The following is an 18691-nucleotide window of genomic DNA, read 5'->3' as shown; positions in this document are numbered from 1 at the left end:
CTGCATGACAGTTGACTCCTACGCCATGCGACGCTCGATCGCCCCTGTGGGAGCGACTTCAGTCGCGACGCACGAAGCCCTGAATCGACGCAGGCGCATCGACGCAAGCAGCGCGATGCGCTTCTGCCAATCCCGAATCCCGAATCCCGAATCCCGAATCCCCGCCCCATACACCTGCCAGCCAGAACCCGCCCGCTACACTGCACCGCATGAACACCCCCCAGGATTCCAGCCTCGGCCGCGAGGTCGCCTATCCGTCGCAGTACGATCCGTCGCTGCTGTTTCCCATCCCCCGCGCCGCCGCGCGCACCGAGATCGGTCTCGATCCCGCGGCGCTGCCGTTCTTCGGCGTGGACCGCTGGCATGCCTATGAACTGAGCTGGCTCGATGCGCAAGGCAAGCCCTGCGTGGCCACCGCGACCCTGCAGGTGCCGTGTGCTTCGCCGAACCTGATCGAATCCAAATCGCTCAAGCTCTATCTCAACTCGCTCAACGCGATGCGCTTCAACAGCGCCGAAGCCCTGCGCAGCTGCATCGTCACCGACCTGTCGGCGCGCGCCGGCGCCGACGTGGCGATGGAATTCGGCCTGCCGCCGATGGACACGCTGGGCGAGGGCGAGTCGTTGGATGCGCTGGACATCGCCATCGACTGCTACGGTCCGCCGCGTCCGGACTTCCTGTCCGCCGTCGACGGCGAGGTGGTCGAAGAGACCCTGACCAGTGAATTGCTCAAGTCCAACTGCCCGGTCACCGGCCAGCCGGACTGGGCCTCGCTGCACCTGCGCTACCGCGGCGGCCGCATCGACCGCGAAGGCCTGCTGCGCTACCTGATCAGTTTCCGCGAGCATGCCGGCTTCCACGAGCAATGCGTGGAGCGCATCTTCCACGACCTGATGACGCGCTGCCGCCCGCAGTCGCTGCAGGTGGAGGCGCGCTACACCCGCCGCGGCGGCCTGGACATCAATCCCTGGCGCGCCACCGCGGATGTGGCCGAACCGATGAGCTTCCTGCGCGATTTGCGCCAGTAGGACGCCTTCGAAATCGCGACTGCACCGAGCGTGCTGCAGTCGGGACTGAAGCCGCTCCCACAAGGAGCGCCCTGAGGGTAGCGCTGTCGTCAACTTCTCTGCGACAGATCGCGATTCTCGCAGTCGTCGGCTGGACGATGCGCCCACATAGCGATGGTGGCGTGTGCTCGCGGTCCCGCTGGCGTGCACGGTGGTGACCGTTCGAGCGACGCATCTCGCCGCGTGGAACGCATGCGATGCGCCTGAACCGCAGCGGCGCAGTTCACGGCCGCGCGATCCTTTTTTAACAAATCCTGTGACACCGTGGCAGCGTCCGATCACGCAGGGAGCCACGCGATGAACAGCGACAAGCGCGCCGATTTTTCGGCAGTCACCGCCAAGGTGGACACCACCGCCGACGTCGTGCAGAAGGCGGATTTCTCCGCCGTGCAGAGCAAGGTCGACAGCACCGCCGAGCAGGTGCAGCAGGTGTATGTGGTCAAGCCCGGCGATTCGCTGTCCAAGATCGCCAAGCTGCATTACGGCGACGGCAATGCCTGGACGCGCATCTTCGAGGCCAACCGCGATGTGCTGGTCGACCCCGACAAGATCTATCCGGGCCAGACGCTCAAGTTGCCTGCTGGCGCCTGAGCCGCCGCTGGCGCATTTCTTCGTTATTCCGACAGGAGTCTTTTACCCATGAAGCACCGCACGATGTCCTCGTTTTCGCCCCTCATGCTCGCACTGGTCGGCGCCTTGGCGCTGGCCGGCTGCAAGAAGCAGGAGCAGCAGCAGACCGTGTCGCCCGATCCCACGTCGTCCGCGCCGACCGAGCAGATGCCGGGTCCCGCGGCTGCGCCGGCAGAACAGCCCGCGCCCGCTGCCGCCAATGCGGTGAACGTTGCCGCGGTCGCCGTCGGCAACACCGCCGCGGCCGACAAGTCGGTGGCGCCGCTGACCACGCTCGCCAGCAAGGACAAGATCATCGTATCGGTGAAGACCGAGGGTTCGGCCACCAATGCCAATGTCGGTGCCAAGCTCGTGTTCCAGGACGGCCAGACCGCCGGCGAGCGCACCGAAACGCTCAATACCAGCGGTGCCGAGACCACCAACTTCGAATTCACCAACCCCAAGGGCTGGCCGGCCGGCCAGTACAAGGCCGAAGTCACCGTGAACGGCCAGGCGGCGGGCACGCCGCAGACGTTCGAGGTGAAGTGATCCAGGGCTGAGCCCGGGTCACGGGTCGCACGCGCCGCCTCTCTCCCGGCGCGTGCGGCATGCTGGCGCAGCCGCAAGGCTGCGCCTTTTTTATGCGTGAGCCGATGCCCCGGCAGCACTGCCGACTCGCCGGATGAAGAAGGTGTGGGAGACTTCAGGACACTCCCAGAGCCCGGAAACCCGTCGTACGAGCGGCTTCAGCCGCGACCGGCCTTGCCGGGAACGCCCATCGCGGCTGCAGCCGCTCCTGCCACGCAGGCGCAAGCTGCATCCGGCGGATCAGCGGCGCCATTCCATCCCCACGCACGTCCTGGGCAATGCCCTGCCGTCCACTCGGCAGGGTCCGCGCGCACCACCGTTGGCCAGCGCCGCGTTTGCGCGCTGCCGCGCACGGCGATCAGTGCGGCGCGTGCAACTCCAGCAGGCGTCCGCCGACCACCACCTGCCGCAGGCGCAGATCGCTGTCCAGTACCACCAGGTCGGCGCGGGCGTCGGGGGCGATGCGGCCGCGATCGCCCAGGCCCAGGTAGTCGGCCGGGAAGGTGGACACGCGCTGCGCGGCATCGGCCAGCTCCAGGCCCGCCTGCACCAAGTTGCGCAAGGCCTGGTCCATGGTCAGCGCGCTGCCGGCCAGCGAGCCGCTGGCCAGGCGCACGCAGCCGCCGCACTTGTGCACGCGCTGCTCGCCCAATGCGTATTCGCCATCGGGCATGCCGGTGGCGGCGGTGGCGTCGGTCACCGCGTACAGGCGCGGGATCGCGCGCGCGGCCAGGCGGATAACGCCGGGATGCACATGCTGCAGGTCGGGAATGAGCTCGGCGTACTGCGCATGCGCCAGCGCCGCGGCGGCAATGCCGGGGCGGTAGTGGTCCACGCCGGTCATGCCGTTGAACAGGTGGGTGAAGCCGGCCGCGCCGGCCTGTAGCGCCGCCACGCCGTCCTCGTAACTGCCGGCGCTGTGGCCGAGCTGCACGCGGATGCCCAGCGCGGTCAGCGCCGGAATCAGCGCGGTGTGCGCGCCGATTTCCGGCGCCAGGGTCAGCACCCGGATCGGCGCCAGCGCGTGCCACTGCTGGACCTGGGCGAGGCTGGCCTCGATCGTGCGGTCGGGCTGCGCGCCCAGCCGCTGCGGGCTGATGAAGGGACCTTCCAGGTGCACGCCGGCGATGCAGGCCGCGTCGGCATCGGGCGCGGCCATGGCCGCGGCGACGCCGCGCAGCGCGTGCGCGATCTCCTCGACGCCGGCGGTCATGGTGGTCGCCAGCAGGGTGGTGGTGCCGAAGCGCAGGTGGGTGCGGGCGATGCGCCGCGCCGCGTCGTCGCCCTGCATCAGGTCCACGCCGGCGGCGCCGTGCACGTGCAGGTCGACGAAGCCGGGCAGGATCAGCGGCAGCTGCGGATCGTCGCCGCCGCTGTGGTCGTCCACCTGCAGCCGGCGCACGTGGCTGTCGAAGTGGACGTGGCCGCGGCGCCAGCCCAGCGGGGTGAGCAGGCGGCCGTGCAGGGAATGGGTGTCGGTCATGGTGCGGACTCGGCGATGATCACCTCGATGCCCAGCCGTTGCAGCCCCTCGCGGGTGGCCTCGTCGATGCCGGCGTCGGTGATGATGGCGTGGATCTGGTCCAGGCGGGCGATGCGGTGCAGGCTGACCCGGCCGAACTTGGAGGCGTCGGTCAGCACCACGATGCGCCGCGCGCGCTCGACCATGCGGTGGTTGAGCCGCGCTTCGGCTTCGTCGTGGGTGGTCAGGCCGAATTGCAGGTCCAGGCCGTCCACGCCCAGGAACAGCGTGTCGAAGCCGTAGGCGTTGAGGCTGGCCTCGGCCTGGCTGCCCTGCAGCGACAGCGACTGCTGGCGCAGCTGACCGCCGGTGAGCAGCACGTTGATGCCCGGCGCGTTGGCCAGTTCCCAGGCGATGTTGAGGCCGTTGGTCATCACCGTGACGTCGCGGTGCCCGCGCAGGTGCCGGGCCAGGGTCATCGTGGTCGAGCCGGAGTCGATGATGATGTTGGCGCCGGGCTGCACCATGCGCGCGGCGCAGGCGCCGATGGACTCCTTCAGCGGCAGGTTCAGCGCGTCCTTCTCGTGGATGTCCTGCTCCTGCGGCGGCGTGCGCACCAGCGTGGCGCCGCCGTGGGTGCGGGTGGCCAGGCCTTGCGCCTCGAAATGGTTGAGATCGGCGCGGATGGTCACGGCCGACACGCCAAAGCGTTCCACCAGGTCGGCGACCTGCACCGTGCCGCGTTCGAGCAGCGACTGCAGGATCTGCTGGCGGCGGGAGCGGGTGTTGCGCATGGCCATTCTCGGATTCGCGGGCGACCGGCAAGATTAGCCGTTCGCCGCGCCGCCGGCAGCCGCCCCTGCGTGCGGCGCGCGCGCGCCGGCGCGGTTGGCGCTGCAGGCGCGGGCGTACTCGCCCAGGCACAGGCCGATACGGTGCTGGACCAGGGCCGCCGGGGTAGTGGCGAGCTGGCCTGCGCGTACCGCGCGGTACTGCTCGGGCAGGAACTGGCTGAGCAGTACCAGCGGCGGCGCATGCGCTTCCAGGTTGGCGAACAAGGTCTCCACCGCCGCGCGCACCGCCGGCGCGCCCCAGTAGTAGCGGCAGCGGTCGCTGAAGGAATAGCGGCGCAGCAGGCGTTGCTCGGTCGCGTCGCCCGGATAGTAGGACTGCCAGGACACCGGTTGCGCCAGCATCGCCGCGTCCAGCACCTGCGGCAGCTGCGAGCACTGCGCCGCCGGCAGCAGTTCGGCTTCGATCGCCGCCAGCGCGCACAGCGCCTCGCGGTAGGCGAAGGTGGCGGCGGGGCCGACCTTGAGGATGGCGAAGTGGTCGCGCACCAGCGCGTGCAGCGCGTCCTCGCGCTGGTAGTCGGTGGAGTGCGCCTCGAACACGATGCGCGGCTGCTGCTCGAGGAAATCGGCCAGCGCGGCGGCGGCGGCCGGGTCGTAGTCGTGCACGCTACTGTGGTCGAAATCCACGCCCGGCTGCACCACCAGCGCGATCACCCGTTGCCACGCCGCGCGCAGCGACGGCGTGTCGAAGGCCTGCCGGTGGATGGCCAGGGTCTGCGCGGCCGCGGCCGGCGTGGTCACCTGCAGGCCGCCGGCCAGCGAAGCTTCGCCGCCGGGAATCGGCACCTCGGTGCCGATCACGTACACCGGCGGCGGCAGGCCATGTGCGGCGGCGGTGCGCTCGGCGATCTCGGCCAGTTCGGCCGACCGCGCGGCGACGATGGCATCGGGCAGCGGCACGGGGTCGTCGGCGCAGGCCATGCTGCAGTCCAGGTGGATCTTGTGGAACCCCGCAGCGACGTAGTGCGCGATCAGCACGCGTGCATGGGCCATGGCTTCGGCGGCCGGCCCCTTCTGCCAGGCATTCGGCCCGAGATGATCGCCGCCCAGGATCAGCCGTGCGCGCGGAAACCCTTCCGTCTCGGCCAGTGCGCCGACGTAATCGCGGTACTGCGCCGGGGTCATGCCGGTATAGCCGCCGAATTGGTCGACCTGGTTGGAGGTGGCCTCCACCAGCAGCAGCGTGTCGTGGGCCAGCGCGACCTGCATCGCCGCGCGCAGCACCTGGTCGTTGCTGCAGCAGACGCTGTACAGGCCGACGTTGGCGCCGGCGCGATGGGAGGCGAGCAGGGTCTGCAAGGGCGACATGGACACTCCGGCGGATCAGGAATAGGCGGGATGGCAGGCCAGCAGCGCGGCACCGCGCGCGCCGCCGGCATCGCCGAAGCGCGGCGGCACGATCGGCGGCACCTGCACGCCGGCGAACAGGTGCGCGGCGATGGCCTCGGGCAGTTGCCGGTACAGCGGCGGGTATTGCGACAGGCCGCCGCCGAGCACGATCACGTGCGGGTCCAGCCCCAGCACCACGGCGGCCAGGCTGTGGCCGAGCAGGTCGCGGTGGATGTCCAGCGCCTGCCGCGCGCGCACGTCGCCGGCCTCGGCCAGGGCGATCACCGCGCTGGCGTCGGCGGCCTCGCTGCCGAGATGGCGCGCGATCGCCGCCACGCCGCTGCCGGACACGTAGCGCTCCACGCAACCCTGCAGGCCGCAGCCGCAGTCCAGCAGCGGCAGGCGATGGCGCTGCAGCAGGTGCCCGGGCACGCTCCAGTGGCCCCATTCGCCGGCGATGCCGTTGCAGCCGGCGAGCAGGCGGCCGTGCAGGCAGAAACCGCCGCCGGCGCCGGTGCCGAGGATGGCGCCGAACATGCTGGGATAGCCGTCGGCGGCACCGCCGTGCGCCTCGGACAGCGCGAAGCATTGCAGGTCGTTGCCGATAGACAGCGGGCGCGGCAGTCGCGCCTGCAGGTCCTGCGCCACGCACTGGCCGGTCAGCGCCGGCACGTTCGCGCTCAACTGGCGGCCGCTGCGGCGGTCGCGCACGCCGGGCAGGGCGATGCCGAGCGCGCTGTCGTGACAGCCGAGCGCGGCATCGGCCTCGGCCACCAGCGCCACCACCGCCTGCAGGAAGCCGGCGTAGTCGCCCTGCGGCGTGGCCACGCGGCGCCGCCACAGCACCTGCAGCGCGGCGTCGCAGGCCACCAGTTCGATCTTGGTGCCGCCGACGTCCAGGCCGTAACAAGTGGGCGCGCCAGGCTCAGCCATGGTGGATGGTGACGCCCTGGACCACGCGGTTGACGGTGCCGTCGGGGAACGGGTTGTCCGGGGTCAGGCCGAGCGCGGCCGAACGCTGCAGCGCGAACAGCTGCGCGAAGCCCAGCCACAGCGGCGCCAGCCACGGATCGTCCAGGCCGGCGACGGCGAGCGTGTGGTCGTCGCCCGCGCCGATGTCCGCATGCGGGCCGATCGCCAGCACCTGGCCGGCCACGCCGTCGCGGCGCAGTTCGTCGAGCAGGTCCTGTTCGTAGCGGCGCGCCAGCGGCTGCACGCTGCGCAGCATCACCACCAGGGTGCTGCGGTCGAGCGTGGACTTGGGGCCGTGGCGGAAGCCCAGCGGCGTGTTGGCCAGCGCCAGCACGCGGCCGGCGGTGAGTTCCAGCACCTTCAGCGCGGCCTCGCGCGCCAGCGCTTCCAGCGGGCCGCTGCCGAGATAGATCACCCGTGCGAACGGGCGCTGCGCCAGCGCCGCCACCGCGCCGTCCCACTGCGCCAGGCCGTGGTCGGCCAGTTCCGCCAGCCGCTGCAGGCGCGCGCTGCGCGCCGCCCACGGCGCGCGGTCGAACACGCTCAGCGCCGCCAGCAGCATGCAGGTGAGGCTGCTGGTCATGGCGAAGGCGCGGTCGCAGCTGGCCGGCGGCATCAGCAGGGTGCAGGTGTCGGCGCGGCCGGCGCCGCGGCGGGCCAGTTCGCCGTCGGCGTTGCAGGTGATGTCGAGGAAGCGCGCCTCGTCCACGTCGCTACGCACGCGCTCCACCGCGGCCACGCTTTCCGGGCTGGAGCCGCTGCGTCCGAACGACACCAGCAGGGTCGGCCGCGCGCGCTGCAGGTACAGCGCCGGATGGGTCAGCAGGCTGGTGGTGTGCACCGCACGCACCTCGGCCGGCCACTGCGCATTGATCGCATCGGCCACCATCTCGGCGATGAAGCCGGAACTGCCGGCGCCGGTGAACAGCACGCGCTGGTTCGGATCAGCGAGGCGGTCGCCGAGGAAGGCCTGCAGGCGGTCGCCGGCCTGCGCCAGGTCCTGCGCCAGGGTCCGCCACAGCGCCGGCTGCTGGGCGATCTCGCGGGCGGTGTCGGCCCCGCCCAGGCGCTGCCAGGCGGATGCATCGGAAAGCGGAAGGAGGTCCATGCGGTGGTTCCTGTTGGGCCAGCGCACCATCCTGCTTTTCTTTCGAAATGTCAAACATCGAAAGAAAAAAGAAAGTATTTAGGCAGCGCGGCTTTTGCCCGGATGCTGCGCATCAAAAACGAAAGTAGCCGCGTGATGTTGCTGTCGGATGGAATTTTGAGCAATTTCACTGCGCAAAAGAAAAGCACAGCGTTGCATAAACTTTCGATTTGCCAAAATAAATCTTGTTTTTTGCTTTCAATTTATTGACATCTTTCAAATCCCTGGCCTAGAGTCGGTGCAACGCTTTCGAAACGCCCGGGGAAACGGGTTTGGGGGTCGTGTGGAGAATCGCGTTCGTCGTTCGCCGCTGTTGCCGGCGATCGCGCTGCCGGCCCTGCTGCTGGTGGCCGCCAGTGCCGTGGCCGAGCCGGTCGGCAACCTGCGCACGGTCGCCGCCAGCGCCAGCCGCGACGGCGTGCAGGGCTGGGACCTGCAGACCGACCGCGGCGTGCGCCTGCGCATCGAACTGCCGGCGGCCGATATCGTGCGTGTGCAGGCCGGGCGCCACGGCACGCTCACCGGTGCCGGCGACAAGGCCACGCCGATCGTGCTGCCGCAGCCCAAGACCGCCGTGCAGGCGCAGCTGCAAGAAGATGCGCAGGAACTGCGTGTGCGTACCGACGCGCTGGTGCTGCACGTGCAGCGGCAACCGCTGCGGTTGCGCCTGGAGCGGCTGGAGCAGGGCCGCGCGGTGGCGCTGTGGCAGGAACTGCAGCCGCTGGACCTGGATGCCGCGCAGAGCGTGCAGGTGCTGTCCTCGCAGGCCGACGAAGCCTATTACGGCGGTGGCCAGCAGAACGGACGCTACCAGTTCAAGGGCCGCGAGCTGGAGGTGTCGTATTCCGGCGGCTGGGAGGAGGGCGATCGCCCGAGCCCGGCGCCGATGCTGCTCAGCAGCCGCGGCTGGGGCATGCTGCGCAACACTTGGAGCGACGGCAGCTACGACCTGCGCCAGCCCGACCAGGCCACGCTGCTGCACCGCGAAGACCGCTTCGACGCCTACTACTTCGTCGGCGCCGACCTGCCGCGCCTGATCGAGCGCTATACCCAACTGACCGGCCGCCCGAGCATGCTGGCGCGCTGGTCGCTGTCCTACGGCGATGCCGATTGCTACAACGACGGCGACAACGCCAAGAAACCTGGCACCGTGCCCGACGGCTGGCACGACGGCCCCACCGGCACCACCCCGGACGTGGTCGACAGCGTGGCGCGGCAATACCGCGAGCACGACATGCCCGGCGGCTGGATCCTGCCCAACGACGGCTACGGCTGCGGCTACACCAGGCTGCCGGAGACCGTGCAGGGCCTGGCCCGCTATGGCTTCCGCACCGGCCTGTGGACCGAGAACGGCGTGGACAAGATCGCCTGGGAAGTCGGCAAGGCCGGCAGCCGCGTGCAGAAGCTGGACGTGGCCTGGACCGGCAAGGGCTACCAGTTCGCGATGGACGCCAACCACCAGGCCTACGACGGCATCCTCGCCAACTCCGATGCGCGCCCGTTCCTGTGGACGGTGATGGGCTGGGCCGGCATCCAGCGCTACGCGGTGGCCTGGACCGGCGACCAGAGCAGCAGCTGGGACTACATCCGCTGGCATGTGCCGACCCTGATCGGCTCCGGCCTGTCGGGCATGGCCTACGCCGCCGGCGATGTCGATGCGATCTTCGGCGGCAGCGCCGAGACCTTCACCCGCGACCTGCAGTGGAAGGCCTTCACCCCGGTGCTGATGGGCATGAGCGGCTGGTCGTCGAATGCGCGCAAGCATCCGTGGTGGTACGACGAGCCGTATCGCAGCATCAACCGCGATTACCTGAAACTGAAAATGCGCCTGACCCCGTACATGTACGGCCTGGTGCACGATGCCGCGCAGACCGGCGCGCCGCCGGTGCGCGGGCTGATGTGGGAGGACCCACGCGATCCGCACGCACAGGACGAGACGTACAAGAACCAGTTCCTGCTCGGCCGCGACCTGCTGGTGGCGCCGGTGTACCGCAGCCAGGCGGCCAGCCGCGGCTGGCGGCGCGACATCCATCTGCCGGCCGGCGGCTGGATCGACTACTGGGACGGTCGCCGCGTGCAGGCCGGCGCCGACGGCCGCCAGCTCGACCGCCAGGTCGACCTGGCCACGCTGCCGCTGTTCGTGCGCGCCGGCGCGATCCTGCCGATGTACCCGGCGATGCTGTACGACGGCGAGAAGCCGCTGGACGAGGTCACCTTCGACCTGTATCCGCAGGGGGCCTCGCAGTACACGCTGTACGAGGACGACGGCAACACCCGCCGCTACCAGCAGGGCGAGTCCAGCACGCAGGTGGTGCGCATGCAGGCGCCGGCGCAGGGCAGCGGCCCGGTGCAGGTATGGATCGACCCGGTGCAGGGCCGCTACGCCGGACAGTTGCCGCAGCGCCGTTACGCGCTGCGCGTGCTCGCGCGGCAGGCGCCGCGGTCGGTGCAGGTCGGCGAACGCGCGCTGCGCGCGCTCGCCGACGCCGCGGCCTTCGCCACGGCCAGCGAAGGCTGGTACTTCGACCCCAGGGAGCGCCGCGGCACCGTGCACGTGCGCACCGCCGTGCAGGACATCCGCCAGCCGTTGCAGCTGATGCTGGACTTCCCGGTCGCCGCCGCCGCGGCCGACGATGCCTATCCGGCCGCGCCGGTGCTGGGCCGCGCGCTGCCCGCCGACAGCCTGCTGGTGGTCAACCGCCCGGCCGAGGAGCCCGGCCATCCGCTGGAGAACGCCTTCGACGACGACCCGGGCACCTGGTTCCGCAGCGTGCGCAACCAGGCCGTGCGCACCGGTGCGCACGAATGGGTGATCGGTTTCGGCGAGCGCAAGATGATCGACGGCATCGAGCTGGCGCCGCGCAACGACAAGAACTGGAAGCACGGCCAGGTGCGCGACTACGAGGTCTACCTGGGCGACAGCAACGGCGAGTGGGGCGAGCCGGTGGCGCGCGGCCACCTGCGCCTGCAGGAAGGCGTACAGCGCATCGACTTCCCGGCGCACGCTGGCCGCCTGCTGCGCTTCCGCGTGCTGAGCGTGCAGAACCCCGAGGGCGACGGCGCCGACAGCAACGACCCGATGGTCACCACCGCGCAGCGCCGACCGCGCGCCTTCGATGCGCTGCAGCCGCGCGACGTCGGCCCGATCACGCTGTCCACCTTCCACATCCTCGAGCACCCGGCGCCGGAGCGGCCGGCGCAGCAGCGTTACCTGTCCGAGCTGGCGTTGCCAGCGGCATTGGCCGGTCGCGTGCGCGCCGACCAGGCCTTGCGCGGCGATGCCGGCATGCGCATGAACGGCCTGCAGTTCCGCCGCGGCCTGGGCGTGGGCGCCGACAGCCGCCTCGATCTGCGTCTGCACGGCGACTGGCGCCTGCTGCGCGCCGACCTGGGCATCGACGACGCCTGCCGCAGCGCCGGCGGCCTGCGGTTCCAGGTCTGGGGCGACGGCCGCCTGCTCTACGACAGCGGCCTGGTCAGCGCGCCGGGCGTGGTCAAGCCCGAGCTGGACATCCGCGGCCTGTCCACCCTGAGTCTGCGCACGCTGGGTGCGCAGGGTCCGCAGCCTGCCCAGGTCTGCGCCAACTGGGCCAACGCCGTACTGATCGGTCAGGAGGGCGACACCGCCAGCTTCGTCGCCCCATGACCGCCCCGTAACACCGCTCCTCCCCCGCCTTTCCCGACTGCGGCCGCCTGGCCGTGGCCCGGGAGCGCTTTGCCCGCCGATTCCGCGTTCGCGCCGCACCCTGCCAGGAGAGAACCCCGATGTTGCCCGCCCGTCATCTTCATCCCCGCTGTCGCCCGCTCGCTCCGTTGACCCTGGCCATCGCCGGTGTCCTGCTCGCCGCCCTGCAACCCGCCGCCGCGCAGGACAGTCAGGCCGCCACCGACCTGGCCCGGGTCGAGGTCACCGGCTCCAACATCCGCCGTACCGACGTGGAGACCGCCTCGCCGGTGCAGGTGATCAGCAAGCAGGACATCCAGGCGATGGGCGCACGCACGCTGCTGCAGGTGCTCGACAACCTGCCGGCGGCGCGGCCGGCGCAACAGGACGCGCGCTCGCTGTTCACCGGTTCCGATGGCGCCTCGCAGGCCAATCTGCGCGGCCTCGGCGCGCAGGGCACGCTGGTGCTGTTGAACGGCCGCCGCCTGTCGTACTACGGCGCGCCGGCCGGCTTCCAGACCCAGTTCGTCAACATCGATGCGATCCCGGCCGCGGCGATCGAGCGCATGGAAGTGCTGACCGACGGCGCCTCGGCGGTGTACGGCACCGACGCGGTGGCCGGCGTCATCAACGTGATCACCAAGCGCAACTTCCAGGGTGCGGAGATCAATTTCAGCAACGACACCTCCACCCGCATCGAGTCCTACGGCGAACACCAGGCCAGCATCACCGCCGGCTTCGGCGACCTTGCCGAGAACCGCTTCAACGTCTATGGCGCGGTCAACGTGTACCGGCGCGATGCGATCCCGCTGCGCGACTTCTACGACAAGCGCCCGGCGCAGTACTACGTCAACAATCCCAACTACCTGACCAACCTGCGCCTGGGCGTGGGCAGCAAGCCTGGCCAGTTCAACCCGGGCAGCTATTTCGCCTTCGACCCGGTCACCGGGCGCCGCGTGCAGGAAGCCGCACCGGGCTGCCAGAACGTGCTGACCAGCGAGGCCGCCGGCCCGCGCTGCGTGTGGGAAACGTGGTTGAACAACGAGATCGACGCCGGCGCCAAGTCCGAACGCAACACCGCCTATCTCAACGGCACCTTCCTGGTCGGCGCCAGCACCGAACTGTTCGCCGAGGCCACCTACACCGACATCGACCTGCGCGCCAACGGCGGCACCCCGCGCGCGTTCAACACCACCACCGGCAACCCCACCAGCTGGTTCTCGCGCAACACCGGCAACACCGTCAACCAGTTCCTGTATCCGTTCCTAGGGCCCAACAACGAGTACAACCATGCCAGCCCACAGTTGAAGGCGATGATGGGCGGCGTGGTCGGCCTGCAGTACCTGCTGCAGGACGCCGGCCCCGACTACTTCGGCCAGCGCAATACCGACAAGAGTTACCGCGTGCTCGGCGGCGCGCGCGGCAGCTTCGGCGACTGGAACTGGGAAACCGCCTTCGCCACCGCCGGCACCCACTCGGTCACCTACCAGACCGTCAACGTCAACGTGAAAGGCTTCGAGAAGGCGTTCGGCCCGTTCACCATCGACCCGGGCACCGGCCGGGTGATCATCTCCGACCACCCGGCGTACAGGTTCGGCGAGATCAGCGCCGCCAACGCTGCGCTGATCCGCGAGGCCTTCCCCACCTTCGACATCGAATCGTGGACGCGCCTGCACACCCTCGACGGCAAGATCGAAGGCCCGCTGTTCCAGTTGCCGGCCGGCGAAATGCGCGCCGCGTTCGGCTTCAACGCCAGCCGCGAGACCTTCTACACCCCCGGCAACCCGGACGCGGCCGACGGCCTGATCACCCAGCAGGGCGGCTCCTGGTTCGACGGCAAGCGCAACACCTATGCGCTGTTCGCCGAGACCGTCGCGCCGATCACCGACAAGCTGGAACTCGACGCCGCGTTGCGCGCCGACAAGTACCCGAACTTCAGCACCAACCTCGCGCCCAAGGTCGGCTTCAAGTACCAGGCCTTCGAGCAACTGCTGCTGCGCGGCACCTATTCCACCGGCTTCCGTGCGCCGAGCCTGGCCGAGTCCGGCAGCGGCGGCGTCTATGCGCAGCTGGGCGGCTACCGCGACGAGGTGCGCTGCGGCGAGACCAACGCCATCGCCAACCTGCTGCTGCAGTCGCGCCGCAGCGGCGACGTGGACCTGGGCAAGAGCCTGCTCAATGCCGACTGCAGCCGCACCGTGGCGCGCATGACCCAGCCGAACCCGGACCTGAAGCCGGAGAAGGCCAAGATCGCCACGCTCGGTTTCGTCTACGAGCCGGCCAACTGGCTGTCGGTGTCGGCCGACTACTGGTTCATCTATCGCGACAACGAAATCGTCGCCCCGGACTACCGCCGCGCCGGCGACATCACCGCCATGACCCGCTCGCCGATCACCGACAGCGATCGCGCCAATCTCGCGCAGTTGGCGGCGATGTGCGCAGACCCGGCCAGCGGCGTGGCCTGCCCGGGCACGTTGCCGGGCTACAGCGTGGGCAACGTCGCCAGTGTGGTCGGGCAGTACCGCAACCGCGGCAAGACCCTGGTCGACGGCTTCGACATCGACGCGCGCAGCCGCTTCTCGCTCGGCCGGTGGGGCGGGCTGAACATCGGCCTGGCCGCCACCATCGCCAACCGCAACCGCTTCTACATGGACCAGGACAGCGGCTGGTACTACGGCGACGTGGTCGGCTACTACAACAACCCGCGCCTGCGCGCCACGCTCAACGCCGACTGGACCTACCGCCAGGTCACCACCAGCATGTTCGTCAACTACGTCGGCGGCACCAAGTGGGCCACCGACCGGATCGACGCCGAGGACAACAACCCGCAGACCTGCACCGCCGGTTATCTGAAGCTGCAGCCGAGCAAGTGCGATGGCGCGCCGTCGTGGTGGACCGCCAACCTCAGCGTCACCTGGCGCCCGGACGACGCCTGGAACCTGAGCTTCACCGTCAAGAACCTGTTCGACCGCCTGCCGTTCTACGATCCGAACAGCTTCCTCGGCGATTCCAGCGACTACGCCACCATCTTCGGCCGCGGCTACAGCGTGACCATCGGCTACCGCTTCAAGTGAGCGCACCTGCAGCAGCATGCGTGCCGGCCGACGCCGGCGCGCATCCAAGAGGAGACCGCACCGCATGAAACGACGCGACTTCATCGCCGCTGGCGCTGCCATCGCCGCCAGCAGCCTGCTGCCGCAGACGCCGGCCTGGGCGCGCAAGCGCACCCTGCGCCTGGCCATGATCGGCACCGGCATGCGCGGCCAGGTGCTGCTGACCGAACTGCTGCGCCGCGACGACGTGGACCTGGTCGCCCTGTGCGACAGCGAGCCGATCATGCTCGGCCGCGCCATGGCCATGGTCGCCAAGGCCGGCAAGCCCGCACCCACCGCCTACGGCCAGGACCGCGACGCCAGCGCCTGGAAGCGCGTGCTGGCGCACAAAGGGCTGGATGGCGTGATCGTGGCCACGCCCTGGGAGTGGCATGCGCCAATGGCGATCGCGGCGATGCAGGCGGGCGTTGCGGTCGGCTGCGAGGTGGTGGCCGGCATCACCCTGCAGGACCACTGGGACGTGCTCAACGCCCAGCTCGCCACCGGCACCCCGTACATGCTGCTGGAGAACGTCTGCTACCGCCGCGACGTGATGGCCGCGCTGCAGATGGTGCGGCAGGGCCTGTTCGGCGAGCTGGTGCACCTGCAGGCCGGCTACCAGCACGACCTGCGCGGGGTGAAGTTCAACTCCGGCGACCCGGACCAGCCCTACGACAGCGGCGTGGAGTTCGGTGCCAAGGGCTGGAGCGAAGCGCGCTGGCGCACCGCGCATTCGGTGCAGCGCAACGGCGAGCTGTATCCCAGCCACGGCATCGGCCCGTGCGCGATGTACGCCGGCATCAATCGCGGCAACCGCTTCACCCGCCTCAACGCCTTCGCCAGCAAGGCCCGCGGCCTGCACGACTACACCGTGGCCAAGAGCGGCGGCAACACTCATCCCAGCACCAAGGTGGCGTTCAAGCTGGGCGACGTCGTCACCACCACCCTGGCCTGCGCCAACGGCGAGACCATCCTGCTGCAGCACGACACCTCGCTGCCGCGTCCTTATTCGATGGGGTTCCGCGTGCAGGGCACCAAGGGCCTGTGGATGGACCTCAACCAGTCGATCCATCTCGAAGGCCGCAGCCCGCCGCACCAGTGGGAAGCCTTCAAGCCCTACCAGGATCAATACGAACACCCGCTGTGGACGCGCTATGCCGCCACCGCCGCTGGCGCCGGCCACGGCGGCATGGACTGGTTCGTCATCCACGCCTTTGTCGAAGCACTGAAGGCGAGGGCACCGATGCCGATCGACATCTACGACGCCGTGACCTGGAGCGCGATCACCCCGCTCTCCGAACAGTCGATCGCCAGCGGCTTCCAGACCGTGGCCTTCCCGGATTTCACCGCGGGCGCGTGGCGCCAGCGCACGCCGATCTTTGCGTTCGACGGCGCGTATTGAGCGCGATGCCGTGGTGGCATGCGGTCGCGACGCCGGGCACTGCCCGGCGTTTTCCGTTCTGGCGCTGCGGGTATCGGCGCTCGGTGCCGTTGCAGCGCGAATGGACGACGAACCCCCGCGCTTTGCCCGCAGCCGGCAGACACGCGACAATGGACGGCCGATGTCGGACGGTTTGCGGCATCGCGGAACCCATAAGAAACATACGCCGCCGTACTGTCGGTGCTGCCTATTTCCCCCTGCCAGAGGTCATCCGTCGCGTCATGTCGAATACGCCCAAGATCCTGTACACGCTCACCGATGAAGCCCCGTACCTGGCGACGCAGTCGCTGCTGCCGATCGTCGCCGCGTTCGCCGGCACCGCCGGCATCGCCGTGGAGACCCGCGACATTTCGCTGGCCGGCCGCCTGATTTCGCAGTTCCCCGAATACCTGCGCGACGACCAGCGCATCGCCGACGACCTGGCCGAGCTGGGCCAGCTGGCGACCACGCCGGAAGCCAACATCATCAAGCTGCCCAACATCAGCGCCTCGGTGCCGCAGCTCAAGGCCGCGATCAAGGAACTGCAGCAGCAGGGTTATGCGCTGCCGGACTATGCGGACGAGCCGAAGGACGAGAAAGAGAAAGAGGCCAAGGCGCGCTACGACAAGGTCAAGGGCAGTGCGGTCAATCCGGTGCTGCGCGAGGGCAATTCCGATCGCCGTGCGCCGGCCTCGGTGAAGAACTACGCACGCAAGCACCCGCACCGCATGGGCGCATGGAGCGCCGAGTCCAAGTCGCACGTGGCGCACATGGACGCCGGCGATTTCTACGGCAGCGAGCGCTCGGCGCTGATCGAACAGGCCGGCAGCGTCAAGATCGAACTGGTCGGCAAGGACGGCACGGTGACCGTGCTGAAGGAAAAGACCGCGGTGCAGGCCGGCGAGCTGATCGACGCGGCGGTGATGAGCAAGCGTGCGCTGGCCGCCTTCGTGCAGGCGCAGATCGCCGATGCCAAGCAGCAGGGCGTGCTGTTCTCGCTGCACCTGAAGGCGACCATGATGAAGGTCTCCGACCCGATCATGTTCGGTGTGGTGGTCGAGGCGTTCTACCGCGACGTGCTGGACAAGCATGCCGCCACGCTCAAGCAGGTGGGTTTCGACGCCAACAACGGCATCGGCGACCTGTACGCGCGCATCGCCAACCTGCCCGAAGCGCAGCGCACTGCGATCGAGGCCGACCTGCAGGCGCTGTACGCGCAGCGCCCGGCGCTGGCGATGGTCAACTCCGACAAGGGCATTACCAACCTGCACGTTCCCAGCGACGTGATCGTCGATGCGTCGATGCCGGCGATGATCCGCGACTCCGGCAAGATGTGGAACGCCGAAGGCAAGCTGCAGGACACCAAGGCAGTGATTCCGGACCGCTGCTACGCCGGCGTGTACCAGGCGGTGATCGAGGACTGCAAGCTGCACGGCGCGTTCGACCCGGCGACCATGGGCAGCGTGCCCAACGTCGGCCTGATGGCGCAGAAGGCCGAGGAATACGGTTCGCACGACAAGACCTTCCAGATCCCAGTCGACGGCACGGTGCGTGTCACCGATGTCGGCGGCACGGTGCTGCTGGAGCATGCGGTGGAAGCCGGCGACATCTGGCGCATGTGCCAGACCAAGGACGCGCCGATCCAGGACTGGGTCAAGCTGGCGGTCGAGCGCGCGCGCCTGAGCGCCACCCCGGCGGTGTTCTGGCTGGATCCGCAGCGCGCCCACGATGCGCTGATGATCCAGAAGGTGGAGCGCTACCTGCAGGACCACGACCTCAACGGTCTGGACATCCGTATCCTGCCGCCGGTGGAAGCCACCGCGTTCTCGCTGCAGCGCATCCGCAAGGGCGAGGACACCATCTCGGTCACCGGCAACGTGCTGCGCGACTACCTCACCGACCTGTTCCCGATCATGGAGCTGGGTACCAGCGCCAAGATGCTGTCGATCGTGCCGCTGATGGCCGGCGGCGGCCTGTTCGAGACCGGTGCCGGCGGTTCGGCGCCCAAGCACGTGCAGCAGTTCGTCGAAGAGAACTACCTGCGCTGGGATTCGCTGGGCGAGTTCCTGGCCCTGGCCGCGTCGCTGGAACACCTGGGCCAGCGCCACCACAACGCCGCCATCGGCGTGCTGGCGCGCACCCTGGACCAGGCCAACGGCCAGTTCCTGGACAACGACAAGTCGCCCTCGCGCAAGGTCGGCGGGCTGGACAACCGCGGCAGCCACTTCTACCTGGCCCTGTACTGGGCGCAGGCGCTGGCCGCGCAGGACGAGGACGCCGCGCTGAAGGCGCGCTTCGCCCCGCTGGCCAAGCAACTGACCGAGCAGGAAGCGACCATCGTCGCCGAACTCAACGGCGTGCAGGGCCAGCCGGTCGACATTCAGGGCTACTACCGCCCGAACCTGGAGCTGGTCGGCAAGGCGATGCGGCCGAGCAAGACCCTCAACGACGCCCTGGCGACGTTGAACGCGCAGTAGTCCGCTGCCG

At 69.5% G+C, this 18691-nt stretch carries 13 protein-coding genes; 8 read left to right on the top strand and 5 right to left on the bottom strand.

Annotation, left to right across the window (positions count from 1 at the left end; genetic code table 11):
- Positions 1-209 precede the first annotated feature (209 nt).
- The 3 genes from queF to J7357_RS06220 all read left to right on the top strand — a co-directional run bounded on the left by queF (position 210) and on the right by J7357_RS06220 (position 2225).
- Entirely contained in the window at positions 210-1028 is an 819-nt protein-coding gene (gene queF / locus J7357_RS06230; RefSeq protein WP_209245431.1) for an NADPH-dependent 7-cyano-7-deazaguanine reductase QueF, read from the top strand.
- A gap of 336 nt (positions 1029-1364) precedes the next feature.
- Positions 1365-1658 (top strand): LysM peptidoglycan-binding domain-containing protein, encoded by a 294-nt coding sequence (locus tag J7357_RS06225; RefSeq protein ID WP_019801235.1) that lies wholly within the window; start codon positions 1365-1367, stop codon positions 1656-1658.
- Positions 1659-1706: 48 nt separating this feature from the next.
- Entirely contained in the window at positions 1707-2225 is a 519-nt protein-coding gene (locus J7357_RS06220; protein WP_019801234.1) for a hypothetical protein, read from the top strand.
- 397 nt (positions 2226-2622) lie between these two features.
- Here the strand turns inward: J7357_RS06220 and J7357_RS06215 are convergent, their stop codons facing one another.
- The 5 genes from J7357_RS06215 to J7357_RS06195 are packed head-to-tail and all read right to left on the bottom strand — an operon-like array spanning position 2623 to position 7989.
- Positions 2623-3747, bottom strand: coding sequence for an amidohydrolase family protein (locus J7357_RS06215; protein ID WP_209245430.1), 1125 nt, complete (start codon positions 3745-3747; stop codon positions 2623-2625).
- On the bottom strand, positions 3744-4520 hold the full coding sequence (locus J7357_RS06210; protein WP_209245429.1) for a DeoR family transcriptional regulator: 777 nt from the start codon (positions 4518-4520) through the stop codon (positions 3744-3746). Before J7357_RS06210 ends, J7357_RS06215 begins: the two co-directional genes overlap by 4 nt.
- Positions 4521-4553: 33 nt before the next feature.
- Positions 4554-5888 carry a D-tagatose-bisphosphate aldolase, class II, non-catalytic subunit gene (locus tag J7357_RS06205; RefSeq protein ID WP_209245428.1) on the bottom strand — a complete coding sequence of 445 codons (1335 nt, stop codon included), beginning with the start codon at positions 5886-5888 and terminating at the stop codon, positions 4554-4556.
- Between the two features lie 15 nt (positions 5889-5903).
- Positions 5904-6842 carry an ROK family protein gene (locus tag J7357_RS06200; protein WP_209245427.1) on the bottom strand — a complete coding sequence of 313 codons (939 nt, stop codon included), beginning with the start codon at positions 6840-6842 and terminating at the stop codon, positions 5904-5906.
- Positions 6835-7989: an SIS domain-containing protein gene (locus tag J7357_RS06195; RefSeq protein ID WP_209245426.1), complete on the bottom strand. Its 1155-nt coding sequence runs from the start codon at positions 7987-7989 to the stop codon at positions 6835-6837. Before J7357_RS06195 ends, J7357_RS06200 begins: the two co-directional genes overlap by 8 nt.
- 3 nt (positions 7990-7992) lie before the next feature.
- On the opposite strand from J7357_RS06195, the gene J7357_RS06190 reads away from it, so the two are divergent.
- The 5 genes from J7357_RS06190 (at position 7993) to J7357_RS06170 (ending at position 18681) form a co-directional block, all read left to right on the top strand.
- Positions 7993-8238: a hypothetical protein gene (locus J7357_RS06190; protein ID WP_209245425.1), complete on the top strand. Its 246-nt coding sequence runs from the start codon at positions 7993-7995 to the stop codon at positions 8236-8238.
- 73 nt (positions 8239-8311) lie between these two features.
- A complete protein-coding gene (locus J7357_RS06185) occupies positions 8312-11674 on the top strand; it encodes a TIM-barrel domain-containing protein (RefSeq protein ID WP_209245424.1) in 3363 nt (1120 codons plus the stop codon).
- A gap of 119 nt (positions 11675-11793) precedes the next feature.
- Positions 11794-14766 (top strand): TonB-dependent receptor, encoded by a 2973-nt coding sequence (locus J7357_RS06180; protein ID WP_209245423.1) that lies wholly within the window; start codon positions 11794-11796, stop codon positions 14764-14766.
- 64 nt (positions 14767-14830) lie between these two features.
- Positions 14831-16186: a Gfo/Idh/MocA family oxidoreductase gene (locus J7357_RS06175; RefSeq protein ID WP_209245422.1), complete on the top strand. Its 1356-nt coding sequence runs from the start codon at positions 14831-14833 to the stop codon at positions 16184-16186.
- A gap of 260 nt (positions 16187-16446) precedes the next feature.
- Positions 16447-18681, top strand: a complete 2235-nt coding sequence (locus J7357_RS06170) for an NADP-dependent isocitrate dehydrogenase (RefSeq protein WP_209245421.1) — start codon at positions 16447-16449, stop codon at positions 18679-18681.
- Positions 18682-18691: the final 10 nt, after the last annotated feature.

It is taken from the genome of Xanthomonas sp. D-109 (assembly GCF_017746095.1).
Classification (GTDB): domain Bacteria; phylum Pseudomonadota; class Gammaproteobacteria; order Xanthomonadales; family Xanthomonadaceae; genus Xanthomonas_A; species Xanthomonas_A sacchari.
The sequence above is the reverse complement of the archived record's forward strand: the minus strand, read 5'-3'. Positions and strand labels throughout refer to the sequence as shown.

Excerpts from the sequence above, each read along its gene's own strand:
- J7357_RS06215 (WP_209245430.1), bottom strand. The coding sequence starts at position 3,747 with ATGACCGACACCCATTCCCTGCACGGCCGCCTGCTCACCCCGCTGGGC.
- J7357_RS06205 (WP_209245428.1), bottom strand. The coding sequence starts at position 5,888 with ATGTCGCCCTTGCAGACCCTGCTCGCCTCCCATCGCGCCGGCGCCAAC.
- J7357_RS06180 (WP_209245423.1), top strand. The coding sequence starts at position 11,794 with ATGTTGCCCGCCCGTCATCTTCATCCCCGCTGTCGCCCGCTCGCTCCG.
- J7357_RS06170 (WP_209245421.1), top strand. The coding sequence starts at position 16,447 with ATGTCGAATACGCCCAAGATCCTGTACACGCTCACCGATGAAGCCCCG.
- J7357_RS06220 (WP_019801234.1), top strand. The coding sequence starts at position 1,707 with ATGAAGCACCGCACGATGTCCTCGTTTTCGCCCCTCATGCTCGCACTG.
- J7357_RS06195 (WP_209245426.1), bottom strand. The coding sequence starts at position 7,989 with ATGGACCTCCTTCCGCTTTCCGATGCATCCGCCTGGCAGCGCCTGGGC.
- J7357_RS06225 (WP_019801235.1), top strand. The coding sequence starts at position 1,365 with ATGAACAGCGACAAGCGCGCCGATTTTTCGGCAGTCACCGCCAAGGTG.
- queF (WP_209245431.1), top strand. The coding sequence starts at position 210 with ATGAACACCCCCCAGGATTCCAGCCTCGGCCGCGAGGTCGCCTATCCG.
- J7357_RS06175 (WP_209245422.1), top strand. The coding sequence starts at position 14,831 with ATGAAACGACGCGACTTCATCGCCGCTGGCGCTGCCATCGCCGCCAGC.
- J7357_RS06210 (WP_209245429.1), bottom strand. The coding sequence starts at position 4,520 with ATGCGCAACACCCGCTCCCGCCGCCAGCAGATCCTGCAGTCGCTGCTC.
- J7357_RS06200 (WP_209245427.1), bottom strand. The coding sequence starts at position 6,842 with ATGGCTGAGCCTGGCGCGCCCACTTGTTACGGCCTGGACGTCGGCGGC.